The sequence below is a fragment of the Pseudomonas sp. DD1 genome (assembly GCF_044510355.1).
Lineage (GTDB): Bacteria > Pseudomonadota > Gammaproteobacteria > Pseudomonadales > Pseudomonadaceae > Aquipseudomonas > Aquipseudomonas shahriarae.
In genome coordinates, this window is the sequence record NZ_MSAJ01000035.1 from 299,929 (window position 1) to 325,248 (window position 25,320).

Consider the following 25,320-nt stretch of genomic DNA (forward strand, 5'->3'; position numbering starts at 1 on the left):
GCGGCATATCAGTCAACCTATCGGTGGCTGACCTACCGTCATCGCGGGCAAGCCCGCCCCCACACCGGTCCAGGCAAGCGCTGGTTGACCCAAGGCATCTGTGATGAAATGCGACCCCACCCTCTATCGCGCCGCACCGCCATCCCTTGCCGTGAAGCCTCGTCTGATTCGCCAGCTGTTCCTGCCGCCCCTGATCATCCTGTTGATGATCGGGCTGGGTTTTATCGGCTTCTGGACCAGCGAGTACTACGGCATCCGGACCCTGGGCGAGAACGGCGAGCGCCAGTTGGAGCTGCATGCGCGCACGGTCGAGAGTGAGATCAGCAAGTACACCTACCTGCCCAGCCTGCTGGAGCTGGAATCCAGCGTCTCCAAATTGCTGGCCGACCCGAACCCGGAACACCGGCAAGCGGTCAACGAATACCTCGAAGGCCTGAACCGGCGCAGCCGCAGTCGGGCGATTTATGTGATGGACACCACCGGCCGCGTGATGGCCACCAGTAACTGGCGCGATGTCGACAGCTACCTCGGTGAAGACCTGTCGTTCCGCGCCTATTTCCAGAATGCCGTACGTGGCCAGCCGGGCCGTTTCTATGGCATCGGCAGCACCAATGGCGAGCCTGGCTACTACTTGGCCCACGGCCTGGAAGAACACGGCAAGATCATTGGTGTCGCAGTGGTCAAGGTGCGCCTCGAAGCGTTGGAAGAACGCTGGCAGCGCGCGCGCCTGGAAGCCTTTGTCAGCGACGAGAACGGCATCATCATCCTCTCCAGCGACCCGGCACGCCGGCTCAAGGCGGTGCGCCCGCTGAGCGACGATACCAAGGAGCGCCTGGCCCGCAGCCTGCAATATTACTGGGCGACCCTCAACGAACTGCAACCCCTGGCCCGCGAACAGCTCGACACTGGCACCGAAAAACTGACCTTCCCGGCCAACAGTGAAGTGGTGGCCGACGACCGGGAAGTCACCTACCTGGCCCAGACCCGGCCCCTGAACGACACACCGTGGAATTTCACCCTGCTCACCCCGCTCAACGACCTGCGCCAGGCCGCGATCAACCAGGGCATCCTCGTTGCGGTGGCCTTTGCCCTGGTGGCGTTCCTGCTGATTGCCTGGAATGAGCGGCGCAAGGTAATCGCCACACGCCTGGCCGCTCGCGAGGCCCTGCAGGAAGCCAACAACCAGCTGGAGCGGCGGATTGCCGAGCGCACCACCGACCTGCGCGCCAGCAACGAACGGCTCAAGGCGCAGATCCGCGAGCGGCGCCAGGCCGAAGAAACCCTGCGCCGGGCCCAGGACGAATTGGTCCAGGCCGGCAAATTAGCGGCCATCGGCCAGATGTCCACCAGCATCGCCCATGAACTGAACCAGCCGCTGGCGGCCCTGCGCACCTTGTCCGGCAATACCGTGCGCTTCCTCGAGCGCGGCGCCCTGGATACTGCCAGCACCAACCTCAAGACCATCAATGAACTGATCGACCGCATGGGACGCATCACCGCCAGCCTGCGCTCGTTTGCCCGGCGGGGTGACGACCAGGGCGAAGCCAGCCTGGGCAAGGCCGTGGATGCGGCATTTCAGGTTCTGGGCAGCCGCCTCGACAGCCTGCCGCTGACCGTACACCGTCAGTTCAGCCAGGCCATGTTGCAGATCGACCAGACGCGCCTGGAGCAAATCCTGGTCAACCTGATCGGCAACGCCCTGGACGCGATGCACGCCCAACCCGCCCCGCAGCTGTGGCTGGAAAGTGACATCAGCGAAGGCAAATACCGCCTGCGGGTGCGGGACAACGGGCATGGCATCGACCCTGAGACCCGCAAACATTTGTTCGAACCCTTTTTCACCACCAAACCCGGCGAGCAAGGCTTGGGCCTGGGCCTGACCCTGTCGGCCAGCCTTGCCGCAGCCACCGGCGGCAACCTGGCCGTCGAGCATCCGGCCGCTGGTGGTACAGCCTTTGTCCTGAGCCTGCCCCTGGCAGGCCATCAACCCGGCGAGTCGATATGAACAGCCAACCCAACACCGAGCTGACCGTGCTGATTGTCGAAGACGATCCCCATGTGTTGCTCGGCTGCCAGCAAGCCCTGGCCCTGGAAGATATTCCCAGCGTCGGCGTGGCCAGCGCTGAAGAGGCACTCAAGCGTGTCGGCGAGAATTTTGCCGGCATTGTGATCAGTGACATCCGCCTGCCCGGCATTGACGGCCTGGAGCTGTTGACCCGTCTCAAGGCCCTGGATAAAAGCCTGCCGGTGGTGCTGATCACCGGCCACGGCGATATTTCCATGGCAGTGGGCGCGATGCGCAACGGTGCCTATGACTTCATGGAGAAACCCTTTTCTCCGGAGCGCCTGGTGGACGTGGTGCGCCGCGCCCTCGAACAGCGTGGCCTGGCCCGGGAAGTCTGGGCGCTGCGCCGGCAACTGGCCGAACGTGACTCCCTGGAAGGCCGGATCATCGGGCGCTCGCCGGCGATGCAGAACCTGCGCGAGTTGATCGCCAACGTCGCCGACACCTCGGCCAACGTGCTGATCGAAGGCGAGACTGGCACCGGCAAAGAGTTGGTCGCCCGCTGTCTGCACGACTTTAGCCGCCGCCACGCCCACCAGTTCGTCGCCCTGAACTGCGGCGGCCTGCCGGAAAACCTGTTTGAGAGCGAGATTTTCGGCCACGAAGCCAACGCCTTTACCGGTGCGGGCAAACGGCGGATCGGCAAGATCGAGCATGCTCACGAAGGCACGCTGTTCCTCGACGAAGTGGAAAGCATGCCGATGAACCTGCAGATCAAACTGCTGCGGGTCTTGCAAGAGCGCACCCTGGAGCGCCTGGGTTCGAACCAGAGCGTGGCGGTGGATTGCCGGGTGATTGCCGCGACCAAGTCCGACCTCGACGACTTGAGCCGCGCCAACCAGTTCCGCAGCGACTTGTACTACCGCCTGAACGTGGTGACCCTGGAACTGCCGCCGCTGCGCGAGCGTCGCGAAGATATCCTGCAGTTGTTCGAACACTTTCTGCAGCAATCATCCCTGCGCTTCGACCGCATCGCCCCGGAGCTGGACAACCAGACCCTGTCCAGCCTGATGAGCCATGACTGGCCCGGCAACGTACGTGAACTGCGCAACGTCGCCGAACGTTTTGCCCTGGGCCTGCCCGCCTTCAAGAAAAGCGGCGCCAGCCCCGACAACCATGGCCTGGCCTTTACCGAAGCGGTGGAAGCCTTTGAACGCAACCTGCTCAGCGACGCCCTGCAACGCAGCGGCGGCAACCTGACCCAGGCCAGCCTGGAACTGGGAATGGCCAAGACCACCCTGTTCGACAAGGTCAAGAAATACGGCCTGAGCCATTAAGGAGTCATGCGTGGATTTAGTCTTCAAGGCCGCCCTCGGAGCGGCGGTGGTGTTGCTCCTGGCGGTGCTGGCCAAAACCAAGAACTATTACATCGCCGGCCTGGTGCCGCTGTTTCCGACTTTTGCACTGATCGCCCACTACATCGTCGGCAAGGGCCGCTCGGTGGACGACCTGAAGACCACCATTGTGTTCGGCATGTGGTCGATCATTCCGTACTTTGTGTACCTGGCGACGCTGTATGTGATGGTCGACCGCATGCGCCTGGAGGCCTCCCTGGCGGTGGCCGCAGTGGCGTGGCTGATGGCGGCGACGGTGCTGGTGAGTGTGTGGATTCGAATTCACGCCTGACACTCCACGGCTCCACTGTGGGAACTGGACCCACTCGGTACCCCCATAAAACCCAGTTGCCTGCATCGCAGCCTCGCTAAAGCTCGACAGCTCCCACATTTGATCCCTGTGATTCCCCAATTCCTTGTGGGAGCTGTCGAGCCCCGGCGAGGCTGCGATGGGATCGACTCGGTACACCTGAAAAACCCAGTTGCCTGCATCGCAGCCTCGCTAAAGCTCGACAGCTCCCACATTTGATCCCTGCGATTCCCCAATCCCTTGTGGGAGCTGTCGAGCCCCAGCGAGGCTGCGATGGGATCGACTCGGTACACCCATAAAACCCAGTTGCCTGCATCGCAGCCTCGCTAAAGCTCGACAGCTCCCACATTTGATCCCTGTGATTCCCCAATCCCTTGTGGGAGCTGTCGAGCCCTGGCGAGGCTGCGATGGGATCGACTCGGTACATCTGCAAAACCCAGCTGCCTGCATCGCAGCCTCGCTAAAGCTCGACAGCTCCCACATTTGATCCCTGTGATTCCCCAATCCCTTGTGGGAGCTGTCGAGCCCCGGCGAGGCTGCGATGGGATCGACTCGGTACACCTGTAAAACCCAGCTGCCTGCATCGCAGCCTCGCTAAAGCTCGACAGCTCCCACATTTGATCCCTGTGATTCCCCAATCCCTTGTGGGAGCTGTCGAGCCCCGGCGAGGCTGCGATGGGATCGACTCGGTACACCCATAAAACCCAGTTGCCTGCATCGCAGCCTCGCTAAAGCTCGACAGCTCCCACATTTGATCCCTGTGATTCCCCGATCCCTTGTGGGAGCTGTCGAGCCCTGGCGAGGCTGCGATGGGATCGACTCGGTACACCTGCAAAACCCTGCTGCCCGCATCGCAGCCTCACTAAAGCTCGACAGCTCCCACATTTGCTTATGTGTGGTTCCCAGGGCTCAGCGTACAATTTTGTCGATCTGGATCCCCAGCTTTTTCAAACGGTACCAGAAGCTGCGTTCGGAGATGCCAATCCGCGACGCCGCAGCCGCCTGTACGCCATTGCTCTCCTGCAAGGCCGCGAGGATGTAGGCTTTTTCCACCTCGGCCAGCGCCGCGTCCAGGTCCTGGGGCACGCCTGGGCCTTCGCTGAGGATTGTCGTCACATCCCGCTCGGTCGGCTGGGACGCGAACAGGTAGGCCGGCAGGTCGATATCTTCAATCACCGGGCTGGAGGCGACGATGGTCGCGCGCTCCACGCAGTTTTGCAGCTCGCGGATGTTCCCCGGCCAGTTGTAGGCGGCCATGGCCTGTAAGGCGTCGGGGCTGAAGCCGGTGATGCGTTTACCGGCGTTGGCACTCAGGCTGCGGGCAAAGTGGCGGGCCAGCGGGGCGATGTCTTCGACGCGCTCGCGCAATGCTGGCAGTGGGATCGGGAACACATTCAGGCGGTAGTAGAGGTCTTCGCGAAACTCCTTGTTCGCCACCGCTTCCAGCAGGTTCTTGTTGGTGGCGGCGATCACCCGCACGTCCACCTTGCGCTCACGCGGGTCGCCGACCGGCTCGATCACCCGTTCCTGCAAGGCGCGCAGGATCTTGGCCTGCAACGCCAGGGGCATATCCCCCACTTCGTCGAGAAACAGCGTGCCCTTGTCGGCCTGCATAAAGCGCCCTACCCGGTCGGCCACGGCGCCGGTAAACGCGCCCTTGCGATGGCCGAACATTTCGCTTTCCAGCAAGCCTTCGGGGATCGCGGCGCAGTTGACCGCCACAAAAGGCTTGTCTGCACGGTTGCCATGCTTGTGAATGGCGCGGGCGACCATTTCTTTGCCGGTGCCGCTTTCGCCGGTCAACAGGATGGTGGCGTTGCTTTCACGCACCGAATCCACCGCCTGCAACACTCGGCGAAACGCCGGGCTTTCCCCGACCAGGCTATCGAACTGGGCATGTTCATCGAGTTCGGCACGCAGCCGTGCGTTGTCGCGCATGATGTCGCGAAACTGCAAGGCCTTGGCCACGGTGATGTCCAGCTCGTCGATATCGAAGGGCTTGGCAATGTAGTCGTAGGCGCCGTTACGCATGGACTGCACGGCATTTTTCACGGTGCTGTAGGCCGTCATCACGATCACCGGCAATTGCGGGTAGCGCACCTTGATCTCAGCCAGCAGTTGCGGGCCGTCCATGCCGGGCATGCGCCAGTCGCTGATCACCAGGTCGATGTCCTCCTGCTCCAGCACCTTGAGCGCATGCAGGCCATTGCCGGCGATAAACACCTGGATATGGTTCTGGCTCAGGGCCGACGACAGCAAATCGCAGAGCTTGGGCTCGTCGTCGACCACCAATATGTTATGTGTCATGACTGTCCTCGTCGTCGCCGTCATCTTCACCGTTGGCCGGAATGTACAGGCTGAAGGTGGCGCCGGCATCTTTCTCGCTGGTGCATTCGATGCTGGCGTCGTGACTCTCCATGATTGAATAGACTTTCGCCAGGCCCAGGCCGGTGCCCGAGGCCTTGGTGGTAACAAAGGGGGTAAAGATCCGCTCGATCATTTCAGGGGGGATGCCCTGGCCGCTATCGCTGATGCTGATCACCGTGTAGTGATCGACACGGCTGATGCTCAAGGTCAGGCGCCCGCCCTGGGGCATGGCGTCGATGGCGTTGAGGATCAGGTTCAGGCACGCCTGCTTGAATTGCTTGGCGTCCACATACAGGGTCGCACCCGGCGCCTGGTCGTCGAGATGGGCGTCGATGGCGTGGCTGGCCAGCTCCGGCGCGCAGAAACCGAGGATTTCTTCCACCAGCGGCCGCGCCGGTTGCTGGCTGCGCAGCGGTTCGCTGGGCTTGGCGAAGTCGAGGAAATCGGTGATCAGGTCATTGATCCGGCTGACTTCGCTGATCACGTATTCCAGGTGGCGCTTGTCGGTCTCCGGCAGGTCCGTGCGACGGTGCAGCAGTTGGGTCGCGGTCTTGATGATGCCCAGCGGGTTGCGGATTTCATGGGCCAGGCCCATCGCCACTTCGCCCAGGGCATGCAGGCGGTCGCGGCGGCGCAGTTGGGCTTCGAGGTGATGCAACTCGCCCAGGCGCTCGGTCATATGGTTGAAGGTACTGCTCAATTGCGCCAGTTCGTCACCGCCGGTGACGGCCACGCGGTGCTGGTAGTTGCCGCTAATCACCGCGCTCACCCCCTGGGACAATTCGCGCAGTGGCCGGGTCAGGTGCCGGGAGACCAGCACACCGGCCCCCAGGGACAAAGCGGAACTGAGCAGGAAGATCAGCACAAACAGATTGCTCTGGTTCACCAGCCCCACCAGGCTGGTGTGGCGCAGCAGGCCGCTGAAGATCACGCCCTGTAACTCGCCGGTGTCATTGAAGATCGGCCAGTACAGGCCACTGTAGTTGCTGGTGAACTGTTCACTGGGCTGCTTGGTGCTGCGCAGCAGGGTTTCCACGGATTTCGGCACGCGGGTCGGGTGGTCTTCAAAACGCTGGGTGGAGAAGATCTCCGAAAAGCCTTCGGTATTGGCCAGGTACAGACGCAAGTCCAGGGAGTGCACCTCGGCGACGCTGGTCAGGAAGCTGCTGTCCAGGTAGGTACCGACCAACAGTTCGTAGTCGACGCCATCCTGGCTGGTCTCGAACGAGGAAATCACGGCCCCGGTGGCCACGCCGCCGACCTGCACGGTTTGCAACACGGCATTGGGAGCGAGGCTGATTTGTTTCACCACATCATCGCCCACGGTGCTGAACATCACCTTGCTGTCACTGCTGCGAATCAGCGTGACCACATCAATATCAGTGGCGCGGGCAATGTCCGCGATCAAACGGTCATGACGCATCGCTTCATGGCTGGAAGGCGGACGCACATACCGCAGGAAGATCTGCGCCACACGGGCGTTGTCGTGCAGGATGTCGCTGACTTCATCCTTGACGATGCGGGTCGACTCTTGCAGCCAGATGCGCACGTTGCTGTCGAAAATCTGCGACAGGGTGGTGGCCGCCAGCTCGGCGGCGATCATGGTCGGGATCACCGTCACCAGCCAGAACGCCAACACCAGCTTGCGCTGCAGGCTCCAGCGGGAAATGGCAAATGGGCGGGCTTTCTGACGGGTTTTGGCGATCATCGGGTTTCGCTTATTGCAGCAGCCATGGCAGGGTCGGATCGGTCCGGGCGAATAAACACTTTTACCAGCTTGAGCAGGGTATCGAGCAGCCGGTTGCGGTGCTGGAAGAACAGCGTATTGCCGGCGAACTCACAGCCCAGGCGTAGCTTACTGGCATATCCGGCCTGCCCGCACTCGTACAACGCAATATTGTGCTCGATGCAATAGTCGACGTTGGTCAGCCAACTGCGAAAGTACAGGTTATGTTCGCGGCTGTGGGCCAGGTCGTGGGCAAAGAACTTGTCGATCAGCCGGTGCTGGTCCAGCAGCACCAGGTTGAACGCCACCAGCTGCCCATCCACCCAGTAAAGTACACAGCGCGCCCGTTGTTCAAGCTGGGCGAGCACCTGGCTGAAATAACCGGCAGGCAGGCGCTCGAATTGCAGGTCGGCGCGAGCCAGCGTGGCTTCGTAGAGGCGCATGATATCCGGCAACACATCATCGACATTGTCCCGCCACTCCACCTGTGGCCCCGGCGCACGCAGCTTGCGCCGCAAATCCTTGCGCGTGGATTTGCCCAGGGAGCCCAGATAGGCATCCACTGAGCCGTAGGGCAGCGGCAGCAACCCGGTAGGCAAACTCGGCATGCTGTGCAGGCCGGCGGTCTTGCAGCTGTCGGCCCAGTCCTGATCCAGGCTCGGCGCGTCCTTGACCGCCAGCAGGCCGATGCCGAATGCATCGGCATCCCGTCGCGCCGCGACCAATAGTTGCTCCAACAGCGCACTGCGGCGCGCAGCGGGCACATGGCTGGCGACACCGGCATGGCATTGCTCGGCCACCGGCGAGCCGATGGCGTACAAGCCCAGGCGCAACGCTCCCGGCCACCAGCGTTCCAGGCGTTGGGTAAAGCGTTTGGCGATGCCCGACACGGTGGTATCGAGGCGATAATGGGTGATGAACGCCGGGGCGACGGCCAGCAGTTGCCCGTCCTCATAGAGGGCCAGGTAGCGCCACTGGAAGTCGTCGATGGCAGCGTTTTCTACGGCGACGTAGTAATCCCAATCCTCCAACGCCAGGGGAAAACAGTCATTCCAGGCACTGCGTTCGATGGCGTGGATGCTCGGGAAGGTGTGTGCGGTGATCACATCGGAATATCCCTGTAAGTGCTCCTGTGGGCGCTGTCTCGCCCCGTGAGGCTGCGATAGCGGTGGCTCAGGCAACATCAATGTTTACTGTGCCGCCGCCAGCGCGGGCTCGCAGAACGAGACATCGCCCATTTTTGAACCGGTGTGTTGCTCGATAAAGTCGGCACTCAACTCGATCACCCGGCGGTATTGCAGGTCGACGGTGATCATGTGATAGCAGTTGTCCAACAGGATCTTGGTCACCGGCCCCCCCAGGTGGCGTTCCACATAGTCGGCGTTCCAGCGGCTGGTGATGTCGTCCTCGATGGAGTGCAGCACCAGCGCCGGGGTCTTGATCGACGGCATGCGTTTCTTCACCACCGCATTCATCCAGTGCAGCTCGCGCACAGTGACGCCTTCCATGGTCAACAACCCGGCCTCGCTGCTCTCGCCCTCTTTCATCTGCCGCTCGACGATGGCCCGCAGGCGTTCGTTCTTGATGCCGTAGGGCGGCTTCTCGGTAAAACGGAACAGGCGCACGCCGAACGGAATACGGATCAGCAACGGCGTGATGAAGGCAAATTTGTTGATGCTCCAGCCGTCGTACTTGAGGGTCGTGGAGTACATCAGCAACCCGGCGACCTGGCCCGGAAACTCCGAGGCCAGGTACATCGACATTACCGCGCCCATGGACAAGCCACCGACAAACACCTGCGCATGGCGCTGCTGCACGCCGACAAAGGTCTTGCGCACGCCCTCGTACCAGTCGCGCCAACCGGTGGCCTGCAGGTCTTCGTTGCCCCCGCAGTGCCCGGCCAGGGTCGGCACATACACGGTGCAGTTGCCCTCCTTGGCCAGGCCCTGGGCGACCCGACGCAACTCGGTCGGGGTGCCGGTCAGGCCGTGGATCAACAAGACCCCGACCGGACCGTTGCCGAGAACGAAGCCGGCGTTGCCTTCGCCGAGATCGATATCGGCCGGGTTCACCGCTTCATCGCTCGGGTCAGCAGTTGCTCCAGCAGCTTCAAGCCCAGGTCGATTTCCGGGTAGCTGATTTCCAGGGACGGTGCCAGGGTGATCACGTTCTTGTAGTAGCCGCCCACATCAAGGATCAGCCCGAGCTTCTGGCCGTCTACCAGCATGTCGCCTTTCATGCCCTCGTCAACCATGTAGTCCAGGGTCGCCTTGTCCGGGGTGAAGCCATCGGGACCGCAGATTTCACAGCGCAGGGCCAGGCCCAGGCCATCGACGTCGCCGATGATCGGGAAGCGCTTTTGCAACTCTTGCAGACCTTCAAGGAAGTATTTGCCCTTGGCCATGACCATCGCGCCGTAGTCGACCTCGCTGGTCATCTTGAACATTTCCAGGCCCACCGCCGTACCCAGCGGGTTGGAGGCGAAGGTGGAGTGGGTGGAACCCGGCGGGAAGATTTTCGGGTTGATCAACTCTTCCTTGGCCCAGATGCCGCCCAGGGGGTTGAGGCCGTTGGTCAGGGCCTTACCGAACACGATCACGTCCGGCTGCACATCGAAGTGCTCGATCGACCACAACTTACCGGTGCGCCAGAAGCCCATCTGGATCTCATCGACCACCATCAGGATGCCGTGCTGGTCGAGCACCTGCTTGAGTTCGCTGTAGAAGTTCATCGGCGGGATCACGTAGCCGCCAGTGCCCTGGATCGGCTCGACGTAGAACGCTGCGTACTCGCTCTGGCCGACTTTCGGGTCCCACACACCGTTGTATTCCGTCTCGAACAGCCGTGCGAACTGCTGCACGCAGTGGCTGCCGTACTCTTCCTTGGTCATGCCCTTGGGACCACGGAAGTGGTACGGGAACGGGATGAAGTTGGCGCGCTCGCCAAAGTGGCCGTAGCGGCGACGGTAGCGATAGCTGGAGGTGATGGACGACGCACCGAGGGTACGCCCGTGGTAACCGCCCTCGAAGGCGAACATCAGGCTCTTGCCGTTGGTGGCGTTACGCACCACCTTCAGCGAGTCCTCGATGGACTGCGAACCGCCGACGTTGAAATGCACCCGACCATCGAGGCCGAATTTTTTCTTGGCATCCACCGCGATCATTTCCGACAGCTCGATCTTGCCCTTGTGCAGGTACTGGCTGGCGATTTGCGGCAGGGTGTCGATCTGCTGTTTCAGCGCATTGTTCAGGCGCGGGTTGGCATAACCGAAGTTGACCGCCGAGTACCACATTTGCAGGTCGAGGTAGGCCTGGTCTTCGGTGTCCCACACGTAGGAGCCTTCGCAACGGCTGAAGATACGCGGCGGGTCGATGTAGTGGACGGTGTCGCCGTAGGAGCAGTATTTGGCTTCTTTATCCAGCAGAACCTGGTCTTCGGCGGTAGCGATACGGATATCAGACATGATGAAAGAGTTCCTGATTTTCGGAAGTGAAATGGGTGGCGTTGGCGGCGATGCCCTGGGGCAGCCTGGCCAGCAAGGCCGGCAGTTCGGCAAAGGTGTCGAAGCGCAGATGGGGGATGGCGTGGGCCTGGCAGTACTGGGCCAGGCTGCCCTTGGCGAAAACAAAATCGGCGGTGGTCGAGACGCACATATCGGACTTGCCGTCGCCGATCACCAACACCCGTTTGTTACGCGGGGTGGACTTGCATTTGCAGTTGCCCGAGGCCGCGCGGCAAGCGTCGCTGGCATGGGGGAAGTCGATGCGCCAGCTGTTCTGGTCAACCTGGCGCAGGCGGTTGGCGATGATCGGCAGCAGGGTCACGTAGTTGCGCGAAAGGATCCGCGCGATGCCTTGCTCGATGCCGTCGCTGACCACTTCAAGGGACGCGCCCAGGCCAAGGACATGGTCGACGAAGTCCGGGAAGTCCGGGTCGATCTCGACGGTGTCGAAATACGCCAGCAGTTCGGCCGGTGTCGCCTTGATCAATGCCAGTTGGCGGCTCAGGCATTCGCGGGAACCGATATGGCCATCCAGCCATTGTTGCTCGATGGTTTCCCACTCGGGGCCGGCGAAGCGTTGGAGAACATTGTCGATGACATCGGTGGGTGTGATGGTCCCATCGAAGTCACACACGATATGCCAGTCATTCATCTGCGTTTACCTTGGAGATGACAGCGCGGATGCGCTTGTACCAGGGTTAGAGCAGGGACTGTGCCAAGTGCACAAAACCCAATGGGGCCGGGCTTCTGCCGCATGTCGCGGTGAAATACCCAGCGCCCAAGCTACAATTTTTGTAGGTCGCTACAAACAACATGAGTGCTTGCGTGGGGCCCTGCGCCTGCGCGTTCATGCGCGCATATTTTGCAAGAGGAGCAAGCAATATGTTCAGGGTGACTTCGCGGGTATTCGCCGGCGTCCTGGGGCTGTGGATGGGTTCGGCAGCAGCGGCCGACATCAGCGGCGAGGTGGGCCTGGGCCTGAGCTATCAGCCACGGGAACCCGCCGCCAGCCGCTATCAGACCGTGCCGGTGCCCTACTTCGACCTGGATTGGGGAGATGTCAGCCTCGATACCGATGACGGCCTGACCTGGAGTGCGCTCAACAGCAATGGCTTGAGTGCCGGGCCGTACCTCAATTACCTGGCGGGACGCACGGCCAACGGGCCGCTGAAGGGCCTGCGGGATGTATCGGACATGGCCGAGGTCGGCGGGTTTATCCAGTACGCGCCAGCAGACTTCTGGCGGGTCTACGCGCAACTGGGACGGGCCGTGGGCGGTGCCCGCGCGCAAAGCGGCGTGCTCGGCAAGCTCGGCGGGGAACTGGGTTACCCGTTGGGCGGCGCAGTGATTGGCAGCACGGGGCTGGTCGCGCATTTTGCCGATGGCCGCCAGACCCAGACGTTTTTCGGGGTGGATGAGCAGGAAGCGGCAGGCTCCGGGATTCGCCCGTACAACGCCAGCGGCGGGTTCCAGAACCTGACACTGACCCAGAGCGTGCAGATTCCCCTGGCGCCCAAATGGTCGTTGCTGGCCAGTGCCAGTTGGGTGCATCTGCTGGGATCAGCGGCGGACAGCAGCATCGTGCGCCAGACCGGCGAGGTGAACCAGGGGCAGGTGCAGACGGCGATCAGCTACACCTTCGATTGATTGTGTGGAAGCGGGCTTGCCCGCGATAGCATCACCGCGGTGTAACTGATACACCACGGCGCCTGCATCGTGGGCAAGCCCGCTCCCATATTTGTCCGTCATTCCAGTCTGGGCTCAGTTTTCTTCGCCCTCGGCCAGCAGTGCAATCCCGCCAATAATCACCACCACGCCCACCCAGTGCAGGAAGCTGATGTGCTCGCCCAGCCCCAACCACGAGCCGAGCAGCACCACCACAAACACCAGCGAACTCAGGGGGAAGGCCAGGGACAGGCTGCTGCGTCGCAGGATCAGCATCCACACAAAGAATGCGCCGATATAGCAGGCGATCGCCGCGAGGATCCCCGGGTTGACCGCCACCGCCGCCAACCATTGCCAATTGAAATCCATCTGGCCAATTTGATCGCCAGCCACCTTGGTAAACAACTGGCCGGCGCTTTCGGTGAGGATCAACAACGCCCATAACACTACGGTGCCCAAGCGCCCATGCAGCCAGCCAACCGGACGGATAGCCATCTCTTGCGAACTCATGATTGTGCTCCTGCTACAGCCACCAACATCACGCCGGCGGTAATCACCATCGTGCCCAGCCAGCGCCGGCGGCTGACGGTTTCGCCCAGTATCACCTTGCCCGCCAACACCACCCCGCAGTAAGCCAGTGCGGCGGCCGGGAACAACAGGCTCAACGGCGCGCGGGACAAGGCTTCAAGCCAGACAAAGAATTCGATGACATAGGCGCCGATGCCCGCCCACAGCAACGGCGCATTAAATACCTGGCCCCAGAAGGCATTCAGGCGAAAGCCGCCTTCGAGTTCGGGCAAGCGGTCCAGGCCCAATTTGAAACACAACTGGCCGATCACATCGAGAACGATGGAAAAGGCCACCAGCAACACGACGGTCAGGGTCACGGGAACAGCTCCTCGAACAGGTTGATCAACGCTTCATTGGTGGTGGCGTTACGCAGCAGGTCATCAGCGCTCCAGCGTGCGGCCGGCGGCTGGTCGGACTTGGCTTCCCAGCGCTTGAAGGCGTTGCTGAACGCAGGCTGGGCAAACTCGCCGCACACGTCGATGCCAAGGATCCGCTTGCTCGCCGCCAACGCACGCAGGGCTTGCAGCAGGTGCGTCAGGCGCATGCCGCCCTGGTCCCAGTTGGTGGCCGCGTCTTCGCTGGCCAGCACGTCCTTGTCGAGGGTGATCCATACCGCCTCGGTGGGCAGGCTGGCGATCATTTGCTCAAGGAATGCAGGCCAGTCGAGCTCAGCGAGGTTGCGCCAGTGCAGGTGGTTTTCCTGTTGTGCATGGCCGGCGCCATCCCCTACCCGACCCCAGACTTTCGACGGCGCGTGCTGCCAGGGAAACAACTGCAAATGCCCGCGCTTCAGGGCGCCAAGATTGCCGCCGCGCAGTTGCGGGTTATGCAGGTCGTCGCTGCATGGGCCGAGGGTGACGATGCGCTGGATCGCCGGCATCTTCAGGGCCTGATTGACCCATGAGCCGCAGTGTCGGCGCGGGGCCAGGCGTACCCAGTCGGGGTGGTTGTCGAAGTGGATCAGGCTGATAGGTTCCTGCACTTCGGCGAGAAAAGCCGGGGTCAGGTGGTGATAGTCGCCGGAGCCGACAAAGAAGATTTCCGGGCGCGCCGTGCTTGGCCGGGGCCGCTGGGCCAGGCGCAGGGCAAAGCGTTTCCAGGTTTTTTCGGTGGACCACAGGCGCAGTTTCGGGCCCAGGTCGAGCAGGTCCAGGCGCGTCGCTTGACCACTGGCCAGACGCCGGGCGATGGGTGCCTGGGCTGTGAGGCTGTGGTCGAGATCAAGAATATTCAAGGTAATGTTTCACCCCCTGGCAGTGCCCAGCCGCTTACCGGCGGGGCTTTAGGGGGGTAATGCAAGGGATGGGCCAGGAACCCATGTGGCTTGCTCGCCAAGGCGGTGAGTCAGTCAAGAGATACTTAGCTGATCTACCGCTTTCGCGAGCAAGCCCGCTCCCACATTTGGTCGGTGGTGTTTGTTAGCTTTTGGCTTCGTTGATGATCTGGCGGATTGCACCGACAAACGCTTCAACCGGCTGCCCACCACTGACCGCGTACTGGTCGTTGAACACGATGGTCGGCACCGAACTCACCCCGCGTGATACCCACAGCTGCTCCTGCTCGCGGACTTCTGCGGCATACTCGTCCGAGGCCAGAACCTCGGCTGCGCGCTTGAGGTCCAGGCCAACGCTCTCGGCAATGATTGCCAACGTGGCGTGGTCGGACGGGTCCTGGCCATCGCTGAAGTAAGCCTTGAACAGCGCTTCCTTGAGGTTGTACTGCAAACCCTCGAGCCCGGCCCAATGCAGCAGGCGATGGGCGTCGAAGGTGTTGTAGATACGGCTTTGGCCATCGGTACGAAACGCAAAGCCCAGGGCGGCGCCCATATCGCGGATGCGCGCGCGGTTGGCCTGGGACTCTTCGGCAGTGGAGCCGTATTTCTCGGTGATGTGCTCGGTGATGTTCTGCCCTTCGGCGGGCATGTTCGGGTTCAGCTCGAAGGGCTGGAAGTGGATCTCGGCCTGCACTTCGGCGCCCAGTTGGTCCAGGGCTTCGGTCAGGCCGCGCAGGCCGATGACGCACCAGGGGCAGGACACGTCGCTGACAAAGTCGATTTTCAGGGAAGTACTCATTCAGGCAACCTCGCAGGCATTACACGCCACAAAGTTCGCACCATACACCTCTACGCGGCCGTCATAAAACCTTGGCGGGGGCCAGGGGCTCAACCTGCGCCCAATGCGCCGCCTCTTCGCGGTGGGCTTGCAGGTACGGCAACACCGCCGCCAGCAACGGCGCCTTGAACGCTTCCTGAAAACGATGGGCCAGACCCGGGATCAGCCGCAACTGGCTGCCCTGGATATGCGCCGCCAGGTGCACACCATGCATCACCGGCAACAACGGGTCGGCCGTGCCATGCACCACCAGGGTCGGCACGCGCAGTTGGTTGAGCAATGGCACCCGGCTCGGTTCGGCAAGGATGGCCATGATCTGGCGCTTCACACCCTCGGGATTGAATGCCCGGTCGTAAGACTGCGCCGCCTGCTGCAGCAACGCCTGGCGATCATCCTCAACCTGAGGGCTGCCCAGGGCGGCCAGCAAGTCGGCCTGCTGCTCCAGGGCCACTTCACGGTTGGGCGCACTGCGCCGCGACAGCAGCTGCACCAGCGCGGCATTCGGCGCGGGCAGGCCTTCGGCGCCGGAGCTGGTCATGATCAGGGTCAGGCTTTCTACGCGCTGCGGCGCCATCGCCGCCAGATGCTGGGCGATCATCCCGCCCATGCTCGCGCCCAGTACATGGAACTGGCGCACCTGCAACGCATCCATCAACCCCAGGGCGTCGTCGGCCATATCGGTCAGGGTGTAGGGCGCAGCCACCGGCAGGCCGAGTTTGTAGCGCAGCACTTCAAAGGTCAGGTTGGCGCTGGCCGGGGCCTGGCGCCAGGTGGACAGGCCAACGTCACGGTTGTCGTAGCGGATCACCCGAAAACCTTGTTGGCACAAGGCGACCACCACTTCGTCCGGCCAGTGGATCAACTGCCCGCCCAGGCCCATCACCAGCAGCAACGCTGGGTCGGAAGCACGGCCGATGCTCTGGTACGCCAGGCTCACCTGGTCCAGGGCGACCCGCTCAGTCGGGACATTGACATCACATCGAGAAGCCGCAAAAGACGGCAGGCCGAACAATAAGGCGGCCAGTAAAAGCAACACGCGCATGAAAAACACCGAAACGCAGAACCCCAGTAGAGCGCGAGTCTGATGAAGTTTGTTCAAGCGCGCTGCCACAGTTACGTGACAGTTTGATGAAGAGTGCCCAGCGGTCATGGTCGACAGAATTGGCAACATGAGACAAACTCACGCTATCCGAACTTGTCACAAATTATCTTCATGGAGAGCCCGTGCTCGAAATCCGTCATCTCAAGACCCTGCACGCTTTGCGCGAAGCCGACAGCCTGGTGGAAGCCGCCGAGCGCCTGCACCTGACCCAGTCGGCACTGTCCCACCAGTTCAAAGAGCTGGAAGAGCGCATGGGCATGCCGCTGTTTGTGCGCAAGACCAAACCGGTACGCTTCACCAGCGCCGGCCTGCGCCTGCTGCAACTGGCGGACGCCACCCTGCCGCTGCTGCGCGGTGCCGAACGGGATATCGCACGCCTGGCCGGCGGCACCGCCGGGCGCCTGCATATGGCGATCGAGTGCCACAGCTGCTTCCAGTGGCTGATGCCGACCATCGACCAGTTCCGCGATGCCTGGCCGGAAGTCGAGCTGGACCTGGCTTCCGGCTTTGCCTTCGCCCCGCTGCCAGCCCTGGCCCGTGGCGACCTGGACCTGGTAGTGACCTCCGACCCGCTGGAGCTGGCGGGCATCACCTATGTGCCGTTGTTCACCTACGAAGCGATGCTCGCCGTGGCCAACCAGCACGCCCTGGCCAATAAGCCGTACATCGTGCCCGAGGATCTGCTCAGCGAAACCCTGATCACCTACCCGGTGGAGCGCGACCGCCTGGACATCTTCACCCGTTTCCTGGAGCCGGCCGACGTCGAGCCGGCCCAGGTCCGTACCTCGGAGCTGACGGTAATGATGATGCAGTTGGTGGCCAGCGGACGCGGCGTGTGTGGCATGCCCCACTGGGCGCTGCACGAGTACAGCTCGCGGGGTTATGTGAAGGCCAAGCGGTTGGGCGAGAAGGGTCTGTTTGCCACGCTGTACGCCGGGATCCGCGCGGATATGCTGGATGCCCCGTACATGCGCGACTTTTTGCTGACGGCCAAGGACACCTCGTTTTCGACCCTGGATGGGGTCAGCGCAGTCCGTTGATTGCTCACGCGCTGCGCCGTTGCTCCAGCATCAGGCGCACCGCCAGGGCGGCCAGCACAAACCCCATGAAATAACGCTGCACCGCCAGCCACGTGGGGTTGTGGATAAACCAGGCGGCGATGCTCGCGGCGCACAGCGAGATCAGCAGGTTGACCACAAAGCTGACGCTGATCTGGGTAAAGCCCAGCATCAGGCTCTGGGTGAAGACCGAACCGTGCTCCGGGGTGATGAACTGCGGGAATACCGACAGGTAGAACACCGCGATTTTCGGGTTCAGGGCGCTGGTCAGAAAGCCCATGGTCACCAGCTTGCGCGGCGAGTCGGCGGGCAGTTGCTGGGCCTCGAACGGCGAACGGGCGCCCGGTCTCACTGCTTGCCAGGCCAGCCATAGCAGGTACAGCGCGCCGGCCCACTTCAGCACTTCATAGGCCACCGGCACCGTGAGAAACACTGCGGTCAACCCGGCAGCCGCGGCGAACAGGTGCACAAAAAAACCTGCGACCACCCCCAATAACGACGTGACCCCGGCCCTGCGGCCCTGGCAGATCGAGCGGGAGATCAGGTAGATCATGTTCGGCCCGGGCGTGAGTACCAGCAGCAGCGAGGCGGCGGCAAAAATCAGCAGTTCATTGAGGGGGATCACGGCTCAGTCCTTTGCGCCCGACAGTTCAGGCAGTAGTGGTCAGCGATGCGCGATAAAACGGCAGGATCAAGTCACGTGTCAAGGGCGCCAGCTGCAGGCCGCCGTCGCCGGCCGGGTCGATCCAGCACACTTCCTCGATCTCGGCAGCGGGCGTTACCGCCACGTCGATACGCACTTCAAACAGCTCGGCCGCCACGGTAAACCCCGGCTCGTTGGCCGCCGGCGCCGAGAAGTGGCCCAGGTAGTGTGCCTGGGCCGAGTCGATACGCAGCCCCAGCTCTTCGTACAGCTCACGCGCCAGGGCCTGCACCGGTTGTTCGCCCGCGTCGATCTTGCCGCCCGGCTGCATGAACGCCTGGGTGCCGCGCTTGCGCACCAGCAGGGTCTGGCCGTCGCTGCCGATCAACAGGGCGGCGGCGATACGGATGGTCTGGGACATGAAATAAACGCCTTGGAGTAAAGGCCGCAAAGGATCACACGACCCTGCGCTGCGCTGCCAGCTTTGTGGCCGTTTTTTTGTGATGACGGGTTTGTTGTGGCGAGCGGGCAAGCCCGCTCGCCACAACAAGGCTGGTTGCCCCCTTGCCACAGGTTGTGTGATTTTTTATTGAGCGGGGAGCGGTTCGTCAGGCTCCTTGATGAACACGCTGTACTTGGCGCCTTCCATGGCTTCAAAGGCGATCAGCTTGTCCACCAGCGGCAGGTTCAGCACCTTGCCAGCGTTGAGCAGCAGCATGCCGTTGTCGGCATTGAGATTGCGCGCCAGGATCATGCCTTCGGCCAATTCCCGCGTGCCGAGCACCTTGACCGTCGGGTCGCCCAGGGTCACGTCGCTGAGGAAGGCCGCACAGGCCTGGACGAAGTCTTCCACCATATCCGGGTCATACAGGCGCCCGGCGTATTTGCGGATGTACAGCAACGCTTCGTCGCTGTTCATCTGCCGCTCCAGAATCAAGCCGCGCTGCAATTCGATAAAGTCCACCGCCAACTTCAGCAAACGCGAGCCAAACGGAATCCCATCGCCCTTGAGGTGGTCGGGGAAACCACTGCCGTCCCAGCGTTCCTGGTGATGGCGGATGATGCGCGCCGCATCCTTCATCGGCTCCAGGGTCATCAGCAGCGATTCGCTTTGGGTCGGGTAGGTGCGATACAGCTCGCGGTCAGTACTGTGCAACAGGTCGGCGGGAGCGATCATCATCCTGTCGGTCCAGCTCAACTTGCCGACGTTGTACAGCGCCGCAGCCATGGTCAGGTCGCGCACACTGGACTCATCCATCGACTGGGCTCGGCAGTACACCCGGATCAGCTCGATCAGTGGGCGGTTGGTCTGTTTTTCCTTGGGCAGGCGCAGGTTGGCCAGCAGGGAAAAGACTTCGGTGCCGGTCACGTAGCTGCGTTTGAGCTCATCGTAGGCCAGGTCAAGCATGTCGGCGGTCTGTTGCAGCTCGCTGGTGCGCGAGAGGACGCGCTTTTCCAGGGTCGCATTGAGCGCCTTGAGTTGATCGTTCTGTTCGCGGGTCAGTTGCTCCAGGCGCAGCCTTTCGCGATCGGAAAACTGATGCTCCAGGGACTGGCGCAGGATCAGGAGCAGTTCATCATCGTTCCACGGCTTGCTGATATAGCGGTGGATCTGCCCCTCGTTGATGGCCTTGATGATCATCGTCAGGTCGGCGTAGCCCGTCAGCAGGATGCGCGACGTCGCCGGGTACAGGCGATGGGTTTCGGCCAGCAACGTCGCCCCGTCCATGGCCGGCATCCGGGCGTCGGTCATGACCAGGTCCACGGGTTGGGCCGCCATGATTTCCAGCGCCTGGGCACCGCTGCCGGCCAGCAAGACGTCATAAGGCTGACCGCGCAGCAGGCGGCGCAGGCTGTTGAGGATCGACTCTTCATCATCGACCAGCAAAACCGTGGGCCTGTAGGGAGAAGTTGTAGCGAGTTGCTCATCCATGGCGACACCTACTCAAACTTGAACTAGATTTAACCCTTGCACCTGCCGTTGACTGCGCGGTGCTTGCCCAGGCAATCAGCGCTCTACATCAAAGGGTGAGCTGCCGTTGATTTGACGCCAACTGGCCGACTAATTCAAGGGAGCCGACTACGCTTGTACATAGAGTCAGCAATTGACTCACTCCTCTCACCCGTTGCGGAAAGGAATCCTTATGCACCCCTCCATGTTGTTGCATGCCGATGGGTCCGGGTCATGAGCCAGCGCCCTAAACATGCAAACCGACGCATTCTGATCGTCGACGATACGGCCTCTATCCATCAGGACTTCCGCAAAATCCTCTGTGCCGAGGCCATCGCTGACCAGACGCTGGAAAGTATCGAGCAAAGCCTGTTCGGTACGGCACCCGCGGTTCACCAGCGCTACACCCTGGACTCCGCCTACCAGGGCCAGGAAGCCCTGGCGTTGGTGAGCCAGGCGCTGGCTGATGGCGCGCCATACGCCTTGGCGTTCATCGACATGCGCATGCCGCCGGGGTGGGATGGCCTGGAGACCATCGAGCAGCTGTGGAACATCGACTCCAACCTGCAAATCGCCCTGTGTACCGCCTATTCCGACTACTCCTTCGAAGCGATTGAAGCGCGCCTGAAGTTCAGCGATCAGTTGCTGATCCTGAAAAAACCCTTCGACCATCTGGAAATCCGTCAGATGGCCAGTGCCCTGACCTGGAAATGGCAGTTGGCACAGGATGCGCTGCTCAAGGTGTCGAACCTGGAGCGCACGATCGAAGAACGGGTCCAGGAACTGCTCAAGGTCTCGCACCTGCTGCAATACGATGCCCTCACCGGCCTGCCCAACAGCACGTTGCTCGGCGACCGACTGACGCAGGCCATTGCCCTGGGCCGGCGCCACGATACTCAACTGGCCGTGATGTTTATTGGTCTGGACCGCTTCAAGCGTATCAACAACGCCCTGGGCCACCCCGTGGGCGATCAAGTGTTGCAACAGGTCGGCGAGGACCTGGCGGCAACGGTCCGCAAATCCGACTCGGTGTTCCGCTATGGCGCCGACGAGTTCGTGATGATCCTCAACGACATTCATCACCCCCAGCAAACCAAAAGCATTGCCGAGAAGGTCCTCAAGGCTCTGGGCCGCACCCGCCATGTGGCGGGCCATGACCTGCGTGTCACTGCCAGCCTTGGCATCAGCATTTACCCCAATGACAGTTTCAACGCCGTGGAGCTGATCAAGAAGGCGGAAACCGCCATGCGTAACGTCAAGGAACAGGGGCCGGACAACTTCAGCTTTTTTATCGAAGACATGAACCTCATCGCGCGCCAGCAGCAGACCCTGGAGGCCGCTATCCGCCTGGCCCTGGAGCGCGATGAGTTCGTCTTGCACTATCAGCCGAAGCTGGACTTGAAGAGTGGGCGGATTGTCGGCGCCGAAGCGTTGATTCGCTGGTTTCAACCGGCTCATGGCTGGGTCTACCCATCGGACTTCATCCCGATGGCCGAAGACAGCGGCCTGATCGTGCCCTTGAGCCAGTGGGTCTTGCGCCAGGCTTGCGAACAGGCGCAACGCTGGCAAGCCCAGGGCCTGGCGCCCATTTGTGTCTCGGTGAACATCTCGGCTATCGACTTCCGTCAGCGCGACTTTGTCAGCAACCTTGCGACCATACTCGAGCAGACAGGGTTGGCGCCCGCCCTGCTGGAGCTGGAGATTACCGAAAGTGTATTGATGCAAAACGTCGAGGACACTATTGCCATCCTGCACGAGATCAAAAAAATGGGGGTGCGGCTGGCCATTGATGACTTCGGCACCGGCTACTCCAGCCTCAGTTACCTGCGGCGCTTTCCCGTCGATGTGCTAAAAATCGACCAGTCGTTTGTTCGTGGCCTGGGCGAGAACACCCAGGACATGCAATTGATCAGTGCCATTATCAGCCTGGGCAAGAGCCTGGACCTCAATATCATTGCCGAGGGCGTGGAGACCGTCGAACAACTGGAGTTCCTCAAGGCCCGGCACTGCGAGGAGGGCCAGGGCTATCTGTTCAGCAAAGCCGTGGCGGCCGAGGATTTTGCCCGGCTGCTGCAAACCGGCCCACATCATCTGATGCCGGATCAATGATTCTCTGCTCACAAGGAATTGAAGTTGAGCAATACATCACCGCGTTACCCGTCGGCATGGGTCATAAGCCTGGTATTCGGCGTATGGCTGGGCGGCTCAACGGCACTCGCAGCGCCACTCGATGAGGCGCTCAAACCGCTGCCTGGAACGCCGGTGCTGGATGCCGCCCGTGTCGAGTTGGGGCGTCGGCTGTTCAATGAAACGCGTCTTTCGATCAATAACACCCTGTCGTGCGCCAGTTGCCATCGCCTGGCCAAAGGCGGCGCGGATGACAAACCCTTCTCCCTGGGCTTCGACGGCAAGCCCGTGGCCCTCAACACGCCCACGGTGTTCAACGCCAGCCTGAACTTCAAACAGTTTTGGAACGCCCGGGCAGACACCCTGGAGGCACAGATCGAACAAGTGGTGACCAGCCCCGTGGAAATGGGTAACACCTGGCCAACCGTGGTCGCGACGCTGTCCGCTGCGCCTGAGTATCAACGCGCATTCACCCAGGCGTACCCCGATGGCGTCACGGCCGCCAACGTGCAGAATGCCCTGGCCACGTACGAACGCACCCTGCTCGCGCCCAATTCACGCTTCGACCAGTACCTGCTGGGCAACACCGACATCCTCAGCTATGACGAAAAACAGGGCTACCTGCGCTTCAAGGAGTACGGTTGTATTGCCTGTCATCAAGGGGTCAACATCGGGGGCAACATGTACCAAAAGTTCGGCGTGCTGGGTGACTACTTCAAGGACCGCGGCAACCCGGTGGACGCGGACCTGGGGCGCTACCTGGTCACCCTGGATGAGGAAGACCGCCATGTGTTCAAAGTGCCCAGCCTGCGTAACGTCGCCGTCACCGCCCCGTACTTTCACGACGCCTCGGCCAAGACCCTGGACGAGGCGATCGACGTGATGTTCAAGTACCAGTTGGGACGCACGCCGTCGGCGGATGACAAGGCCCGGATTGCGCTGTTCCTCAAGACACTGACCGGCGAGTGGGAGGGCAAGCCGCTATGAAGCTGACTCGCCGCGCCAGCCTGGCCCTGCTCGGTTTCGTCACCTTAGTGCTGGCCTCGATCCTGGTTTTTTTGTACATCAAGTCTTCCACCGACCAGAGCAGCAACTACACCCCGTCCCGGGACCTGATCCGCCATATCAAGCAATTGAACGCGCAATGGGACAGCGAGGTGCTCAAGGCGCGGATCGCCCTGACCCACAACTACGACCCGCTGGTCGCGCCGCTCAACGAGATGAACAGCCTCTGGGCCGAACTGGAGGCGCGCGAGCACCTGCACCAGCATGCCGATCCAACCAAATGGCAATGGGAACAGAATAACTATCGAGCGGCGGTCGAGGAAAAAGCGCGGCTGGTGGACCAGTTCAAATCCCATAACGCCTTGCTGCGCAACTCCCTGGCCTTCCTGCCGACCGCCGAGGACGATATCCAGGCGCAGTTCGGACTGCTGGACGACAACAGCCGCCTGCAGTTGCAAGACGTTACCAGCGACACCTACGACTTGTTGCTCAGCAGTCTTGAGTTCGCGCTGGTTGCCAATAATGACAAGGCCGCAGAGATTCTTGTCGGGTTGAACAAACTGGCGATCAACAAAGAACACCTGCCTGAGGATTTCCAGAGCCCTATCGAGCTTCTCAGCAAGCACATTGCCCTGATTCTGCGTGAGCAACCGGTGGTCAACAGTTTGCTTGAGCGCATCGCCGCAATCCCGCTGTCCGAGCACTTGGACGTCATGACCAACCAACTCGACCAGGATCAACGGGTCGCCGAACTGACCGAGCAGAAGTACCACCGTTACCTGCTGGTGTTTTCGACGTTATTGATGCTGGTACTGGTGTACCTGGCTGTTCGCCTGTTACGCAGCTTCGCCGAGATCAACCGGGTCAACCGCGCCCTGCAGGCCGCCAACGAAAGCCTCGAACAACGGGTCGAGGAACGCACCCGGGAACTCAAGGACGCCCAGAGCGAGCTGCTCGACAGCGCCCGCCAGGCCGGCATGGCGGAAATCGCCACGAATGTGCTGCACAACGTCGGCAACGTGCTCAACAGCGTGAATGTGTCCGCCGACCTGGTCACCCGTAAGCTGCGGGCCAGCAAGGCCCTGGGGCTGGGCAAGGCCATGCAGTTGATCAACGAGCATCCCCATGACCTGGGCACCTTCCTGACGGAGGATGACAAGGGCAAAATGTTGCCGGGATACCTCAATCAACTGGTGGACGCGATTGCCATCGAGCAGCAAGGCATGGCCGATGAACTGGTGCAGTTGACCAAGAGCGTCGACCACATCAAGGACATCGTCTCCACCCAGCAGTCCTATGCTGGCGCCTCCAAGCTGCTGGAACCGGTCCATATCAGCGCCCTGGTCGAAGACGCGCTGCGCATGAATTCCGGGGCCTTGAGTCGCCACCATGTCACCGTGGTCAAGGACTATCAGCCGGTCCCCGAGGTCATGGCCGACAAACACCGGTTGCTGTTGATTCTGGTGAACCTGATCAGCAACGCCAAGTACGCCATGTCCAACCTCAGCGACCGGCCACGCCAGATAACCCTGACGGTCCAGGCCGTGGAGGGCGACACCCTGCAGATCAGCGTCAAGGACGAAGGCGAAGGCATCCCCGCAGAGAACATGACGCGGATCTTTACCCATGGTTTTACCACCCGCAAGGAAGGCCACGGCTTCGGCCTGCACAGCTGTGCCCTGGCCGCCATCGAAATGAATGGTCACCTGACCGCACACAGCGATGGGCCCGGCCTGGGGGCCGTGTTTACCCTGCAAATCCCTCTTGAGCGTGCCGAGACCTGA

At 61.7% G+C, this 25,320-nt stretch carries 22 protein-coding genes; 8 read left to right on the forward strand and 14 right to left on the reverse strand.

Annotated features, from left to right (window positions below; translation table 11 throughout):
* The first annotated feature begins 103 nt into the window (after nucleotides 1-103).
* From PSFL_RS22910 to PSFL_RS22920, 3 genes are read left to right on the forward strand one after another with little or no spacing between them, the layout of a single operon-like run.
* Nucleotides 104-2,005: a sensor histidine kinase gene (locus tag PSFL_RS22910; protein WP_115128904.1), complete on the forward strand. Its 1,902-nt coding sequence runs from the start codon at nucleotides 104-106 to the stop codon at nucleotides 2,003-2,005.
* Nucleotides 2,002-3,342: a sigma-54 dependent transcriptional regulator gene (locus PSFL_RS22915; RefSeq protein ID WP_057438358.1), complete on the forward strand. Its 1,341-nt coding sequence runs from the start codon at nucleotides 2,002-2,004 to the stop codon at nucleotides 3,340-3,342. The genes PSFL_RS22910 and PSFL_RS22915 overlap by 4 nt, the downstream gene beginning before the upstream one ends.
* 10 nt (nucleotides 3,343-3,352) lie before the next feature.
* The gene (locus PSFL_RS22920; RefSeq protein ID WP_057438356.1) at nucleotides 3,353-3,691 is read left to right on the forward strand and encodes a GlpM family protein; all 339 of its coding nucleotides are present in this window, start codon (nucleotides 3,353-3,355) and stop codon (nucleotides 3,689-3,691) included.
* A gap of 927 nt (nucleotides 3,692-4,618) precedes the next feature.
* On the opposite strand, the gene PSFL_RS22925 is transcribed toward PSFL_RS22920, so the two are convergent.
* The 6 genes from PSFL_RS22925 to PSFL_RS22950 all read right to left on the reverse strand — a co-directional run bounded on the left by PSFL_RS22925 (nucleotide 4,619) and on the right by PSFL_RS22950 (nucleotide 11,956).
* Nucleotides 4,619-6,016: a sigma-54 dependent transcriptional regulator gene (locus PSFL_RS22925; protein WP_057958591.1), complete on the reverse strand. Its 1,398-nt coding sequence runs from the start codon at nucleotides 6,014-6,016 to the stop codon at nucleotides 4,619-4,621.
* A complete protein-coding gene (locus tag PSFL_RS22930; RefSeq protein WP_057438354.1) occupies nucleotides 6,006-7,784 on the reverse strand; it encodes a HAMP domain-containing sensor histidine kinase in 1,779 nt (592 codons plus the stop codon). Before PSFL_RS22930 ends, PSFL_RS22925 begins: the two co-directional genes overlap by 11 nt.
* On the reverse strand, nucleotides 7,781-8,908 hold the full coding sequence (locus PSFL_RS22935; RefSeq protein WP_200659055.1) for a GNAT family N-acetyltransferase: 1,128 nt from the start codon (nucleotides 8,906-8,908) through the stop codon (nucleotides 7,781-7,783). The genes PSFL_RS22930 and PSFL_RS22935 overlap by 4 nt, the downstream gene beginning before the upstream one ends.
* A gap of 84 nt (nucleotides 8,909-8,992) precedes the next feature.
* The gene (locus PSFL_RS22940; RefSeq protein WP_170044110.1) at nucleotides 8,993-9,874 is read right to left on the reverse strand and encodes a carboxylesterase; all 882 of its coding nucleotides are present in this window, start codon (nucleotides 9,872-9,874) and stop codon (nucleotides 8,993-8,995) included.
* On the reverse strand, nucleotides 9,871-11,265 hold the full coding sequence (locus PSFL_RS22945) for an aspartate aminotransferase family protein (protein ID WP_057438348.1): 1,395 nt from the start codon (nucleotides 11,263-11,265) through the stop codon (nucleotides 9,871-9,873). Before PSFL_RS22945 ends, PSFL_RS22940 begins: the two co-directional genes overlap by 4 nt.
* Nucleotides 11,258-11,956 (reverse strand): MtnX-like HAD-IB family phosphatase, encoded by a 699-nt coding sequence (locus PSFL_RS22950; RefSeq protein WP_057438346.1) that lies wholly within the window; start codon nucleotides 11,954-11,956, stop codon nucleotides 11,258-11,260. The genes PSFL_RS22945 and PSFL_RS22950 overlap by 8 nt, the downstream gene beginning before the upstream one ends.
* A 230-nt stretch (nucleotides 11,957-12,186) precedes the next feature.
* Here PSFL_RS22950 and PSFL_RS22955 point away from each other — a divergent pair, with 230 nt between their 5' ends.
* Nucleotides 12,187-12,951: a MipA/OmpV family protein gene (locus PSFL_RS22955; protein WP_057438345.1), complete on the forward strand. Its 765-nt coding sequence runs from the start codon at nucleotides 12,187-12,189 to the stop codon at nucleotides 12,949-12,951.
* Nucleotides 12,952-13,065: 114 nt separating this feature from the next.
* Here PSFL_RS22955 and PSFL_RS22960 read toward each other — a convergent pair whose 3' ends face one another.
* From PSFL_RS22960 to PSFL_RS22980, 5 genes are all read right to left on the reverse strand, one after another.
* Nucleotides 13,066-13,479 (reverse strand): EamA family transporter, encoded by a 414-nt coding sequence (locus PSFL_RS22960; protein WP_057438343.1) that lies wholly within the window; start codon nucleotides 13,477-13,479, stop codon nucleotides 13,066-13,068.
* The gene (locus PSFL_RS22965; protein WP_057438341.1) at nucleotides 13,476-13,856 is read right to left on the reverse strand and encodes a transporter; all 381 of its coding nucleotides are present in this window, start codon (nucleotides 13,854-13,856) and stop codon (nucleotides 13,476-13,478) included. The genes PSFL_RS22960 and PSFL_RS22965 overlap by 4 nt, the downstream gene beginning before the upstream one ends.
* Nucleotides 13,853-14,773, reverse strand: coding sequence for an arginase (locus PSFL_RS22970; protein ID WP_273872451.1), 921 nt, complete (start codon nucleotides 14,771-14,773; stop codon nucleotides 13,853-13,855). The genes PSFL_RS22965 and PSFL_RS22970 overlap by 4 nt, the downstream gene beginning before the upstream one ends.
* A 184-nt stretch (nucleotides 14,774-14,957) precedes the next feature.
* Nucleotides 14,958-15,611 (reverse strand): DsbA family oxidoreductase, encoded by a 654-nt coding sequence (locus PSFL_RS22975; protein ID WP_057438339.1) that lies wholly within the window; start codon nucleotides 15,609-15,611, stop codon nucleotides 14,958-14,960.
* Nucleotides 15,612-15,672: 61 nt separating this feature from the next.
* Nucleotides 15,673-16,692 carry an alpha/beta fold hydrolase gene (locus tag PSFL_RS22980; protein ID WP_170044108.1) on the reverse strand — a complete coding sequence of 340 codons (1,020 nt, stop codon included), beginning with the start codon at nucleotides 16,690-16,692 and terminating at the stop codon, nucleotides 15,673-15,675.
* 182 nt (nucleotides 16,693-16,874) lie between these two features.
* Between PSFL_RS22980 and metR the strand changes: the two genes are divergently transcribed.
* On the forward strand, nucleotides 16,875-17,792 hold the full coding sequence (metR, locus tag PSFL_RS22985; RefSeq protein ID WP_032859924.1) for a transcriptional regulator MetR: 918 nt from the start codon (nucleotides 16,875-16,877) through the stop codon (nucleotides 17,790-17,792).
* Nucleotides 17,793-17,796: 4 nt separating this feature from the next.
* Here the strand turns inward: metR and PSFL_RS22990 are convergent, their stop codons facing one another.
* The 3 genes from PSFL_RS22990 to PSFL_RS23000 form a co-directional block, all read right to left on the reverse strand.
* Entirely contained in the window at nucleotides 17,797-18,435 is a 639-nt protein-coding gene (locus PSFL_RS22990) for a LysE family translocator (RefSeq protein WP_057438335.1), read from the reverse strand.
* A 25-nt stretch (nucleotides 18,436-18,460) separates the two neighbouring features.
* Entirely contained in the window at nucleotides 18,461-18,874 is a 414-nt protein-coding gene (locus PSFL_RS22995; protein ID WP_057438333.1) for an NUDIX domain-containing protein, read from the reverse strand.
* A gap of 165 nt (nucleotides 18,875-19,039) precedes the next feature.
* On the reverse strand, nucleotides 19,040-20,386 hold the full coding sequence (locus tag PSFL_RS23000; RefSeq protein ID WP_057438331.1) for an HD domain-containing phosphohydrolase: 1,347 nt from the start codon (nucleotides 20,384-20,386) through the stop codon (nucleotides 19,040-19,042).
* Between the two features lie 252 nt (nucleotides 20,387-20,638).
* Between PSFL_RS23000 and PSFL_RS23005 the strand changes: the two genes are divergently transcribed.
* The 3 genes from PSFL_RS23005 to PSFL_RS23015 all read left to right on the forward strand — a co-directional run bounded on the left by PSFL_RS23005 (nucleotide 20,639) and on the right by PSFL_RS23015 (nucleotide 25,320).
* Nucleotides 20,639-22,513 (forward strand): bifunctional diguanylate cyclase/phosphodiesterase, encoded by a 1,875-nt coding sequence (locus PSFL_RS23005; protein ID WP_057444419.1) that lies wholly within the window; start codon nucleotides 20,639-20,641, stop codon nucleotides 22,511-22,513.
* A gap of 63 nt (nucleotides 22,514-22,576) precedes the next feature.
* Entirely contained in the window at nucleotides 22,577-23,518 is a 942-nt protein-coding gene (locus tag PSFL_RS23010) for a cytochrome-c peroxidase (RefSeq protein WP_181818304.1), read from the forward strand.
* The gene (locus PSFL_RS23015; RefSeq protein WP_273879172.1) at nucleotides 23,515-25,320 is read left to right on the forward strand and encodes a DAHL domain-containing protein; all 1,806 of its coding nucleotides are present in this window, start codon (nucleotides 23,515-23,517) and stop codon (nucleotides 25,318-25,320) included. The genes PSFL_RS23010 and PSFL_RS23015 overlap by 4 nt, the downstream gene beginning before the upstream one ends.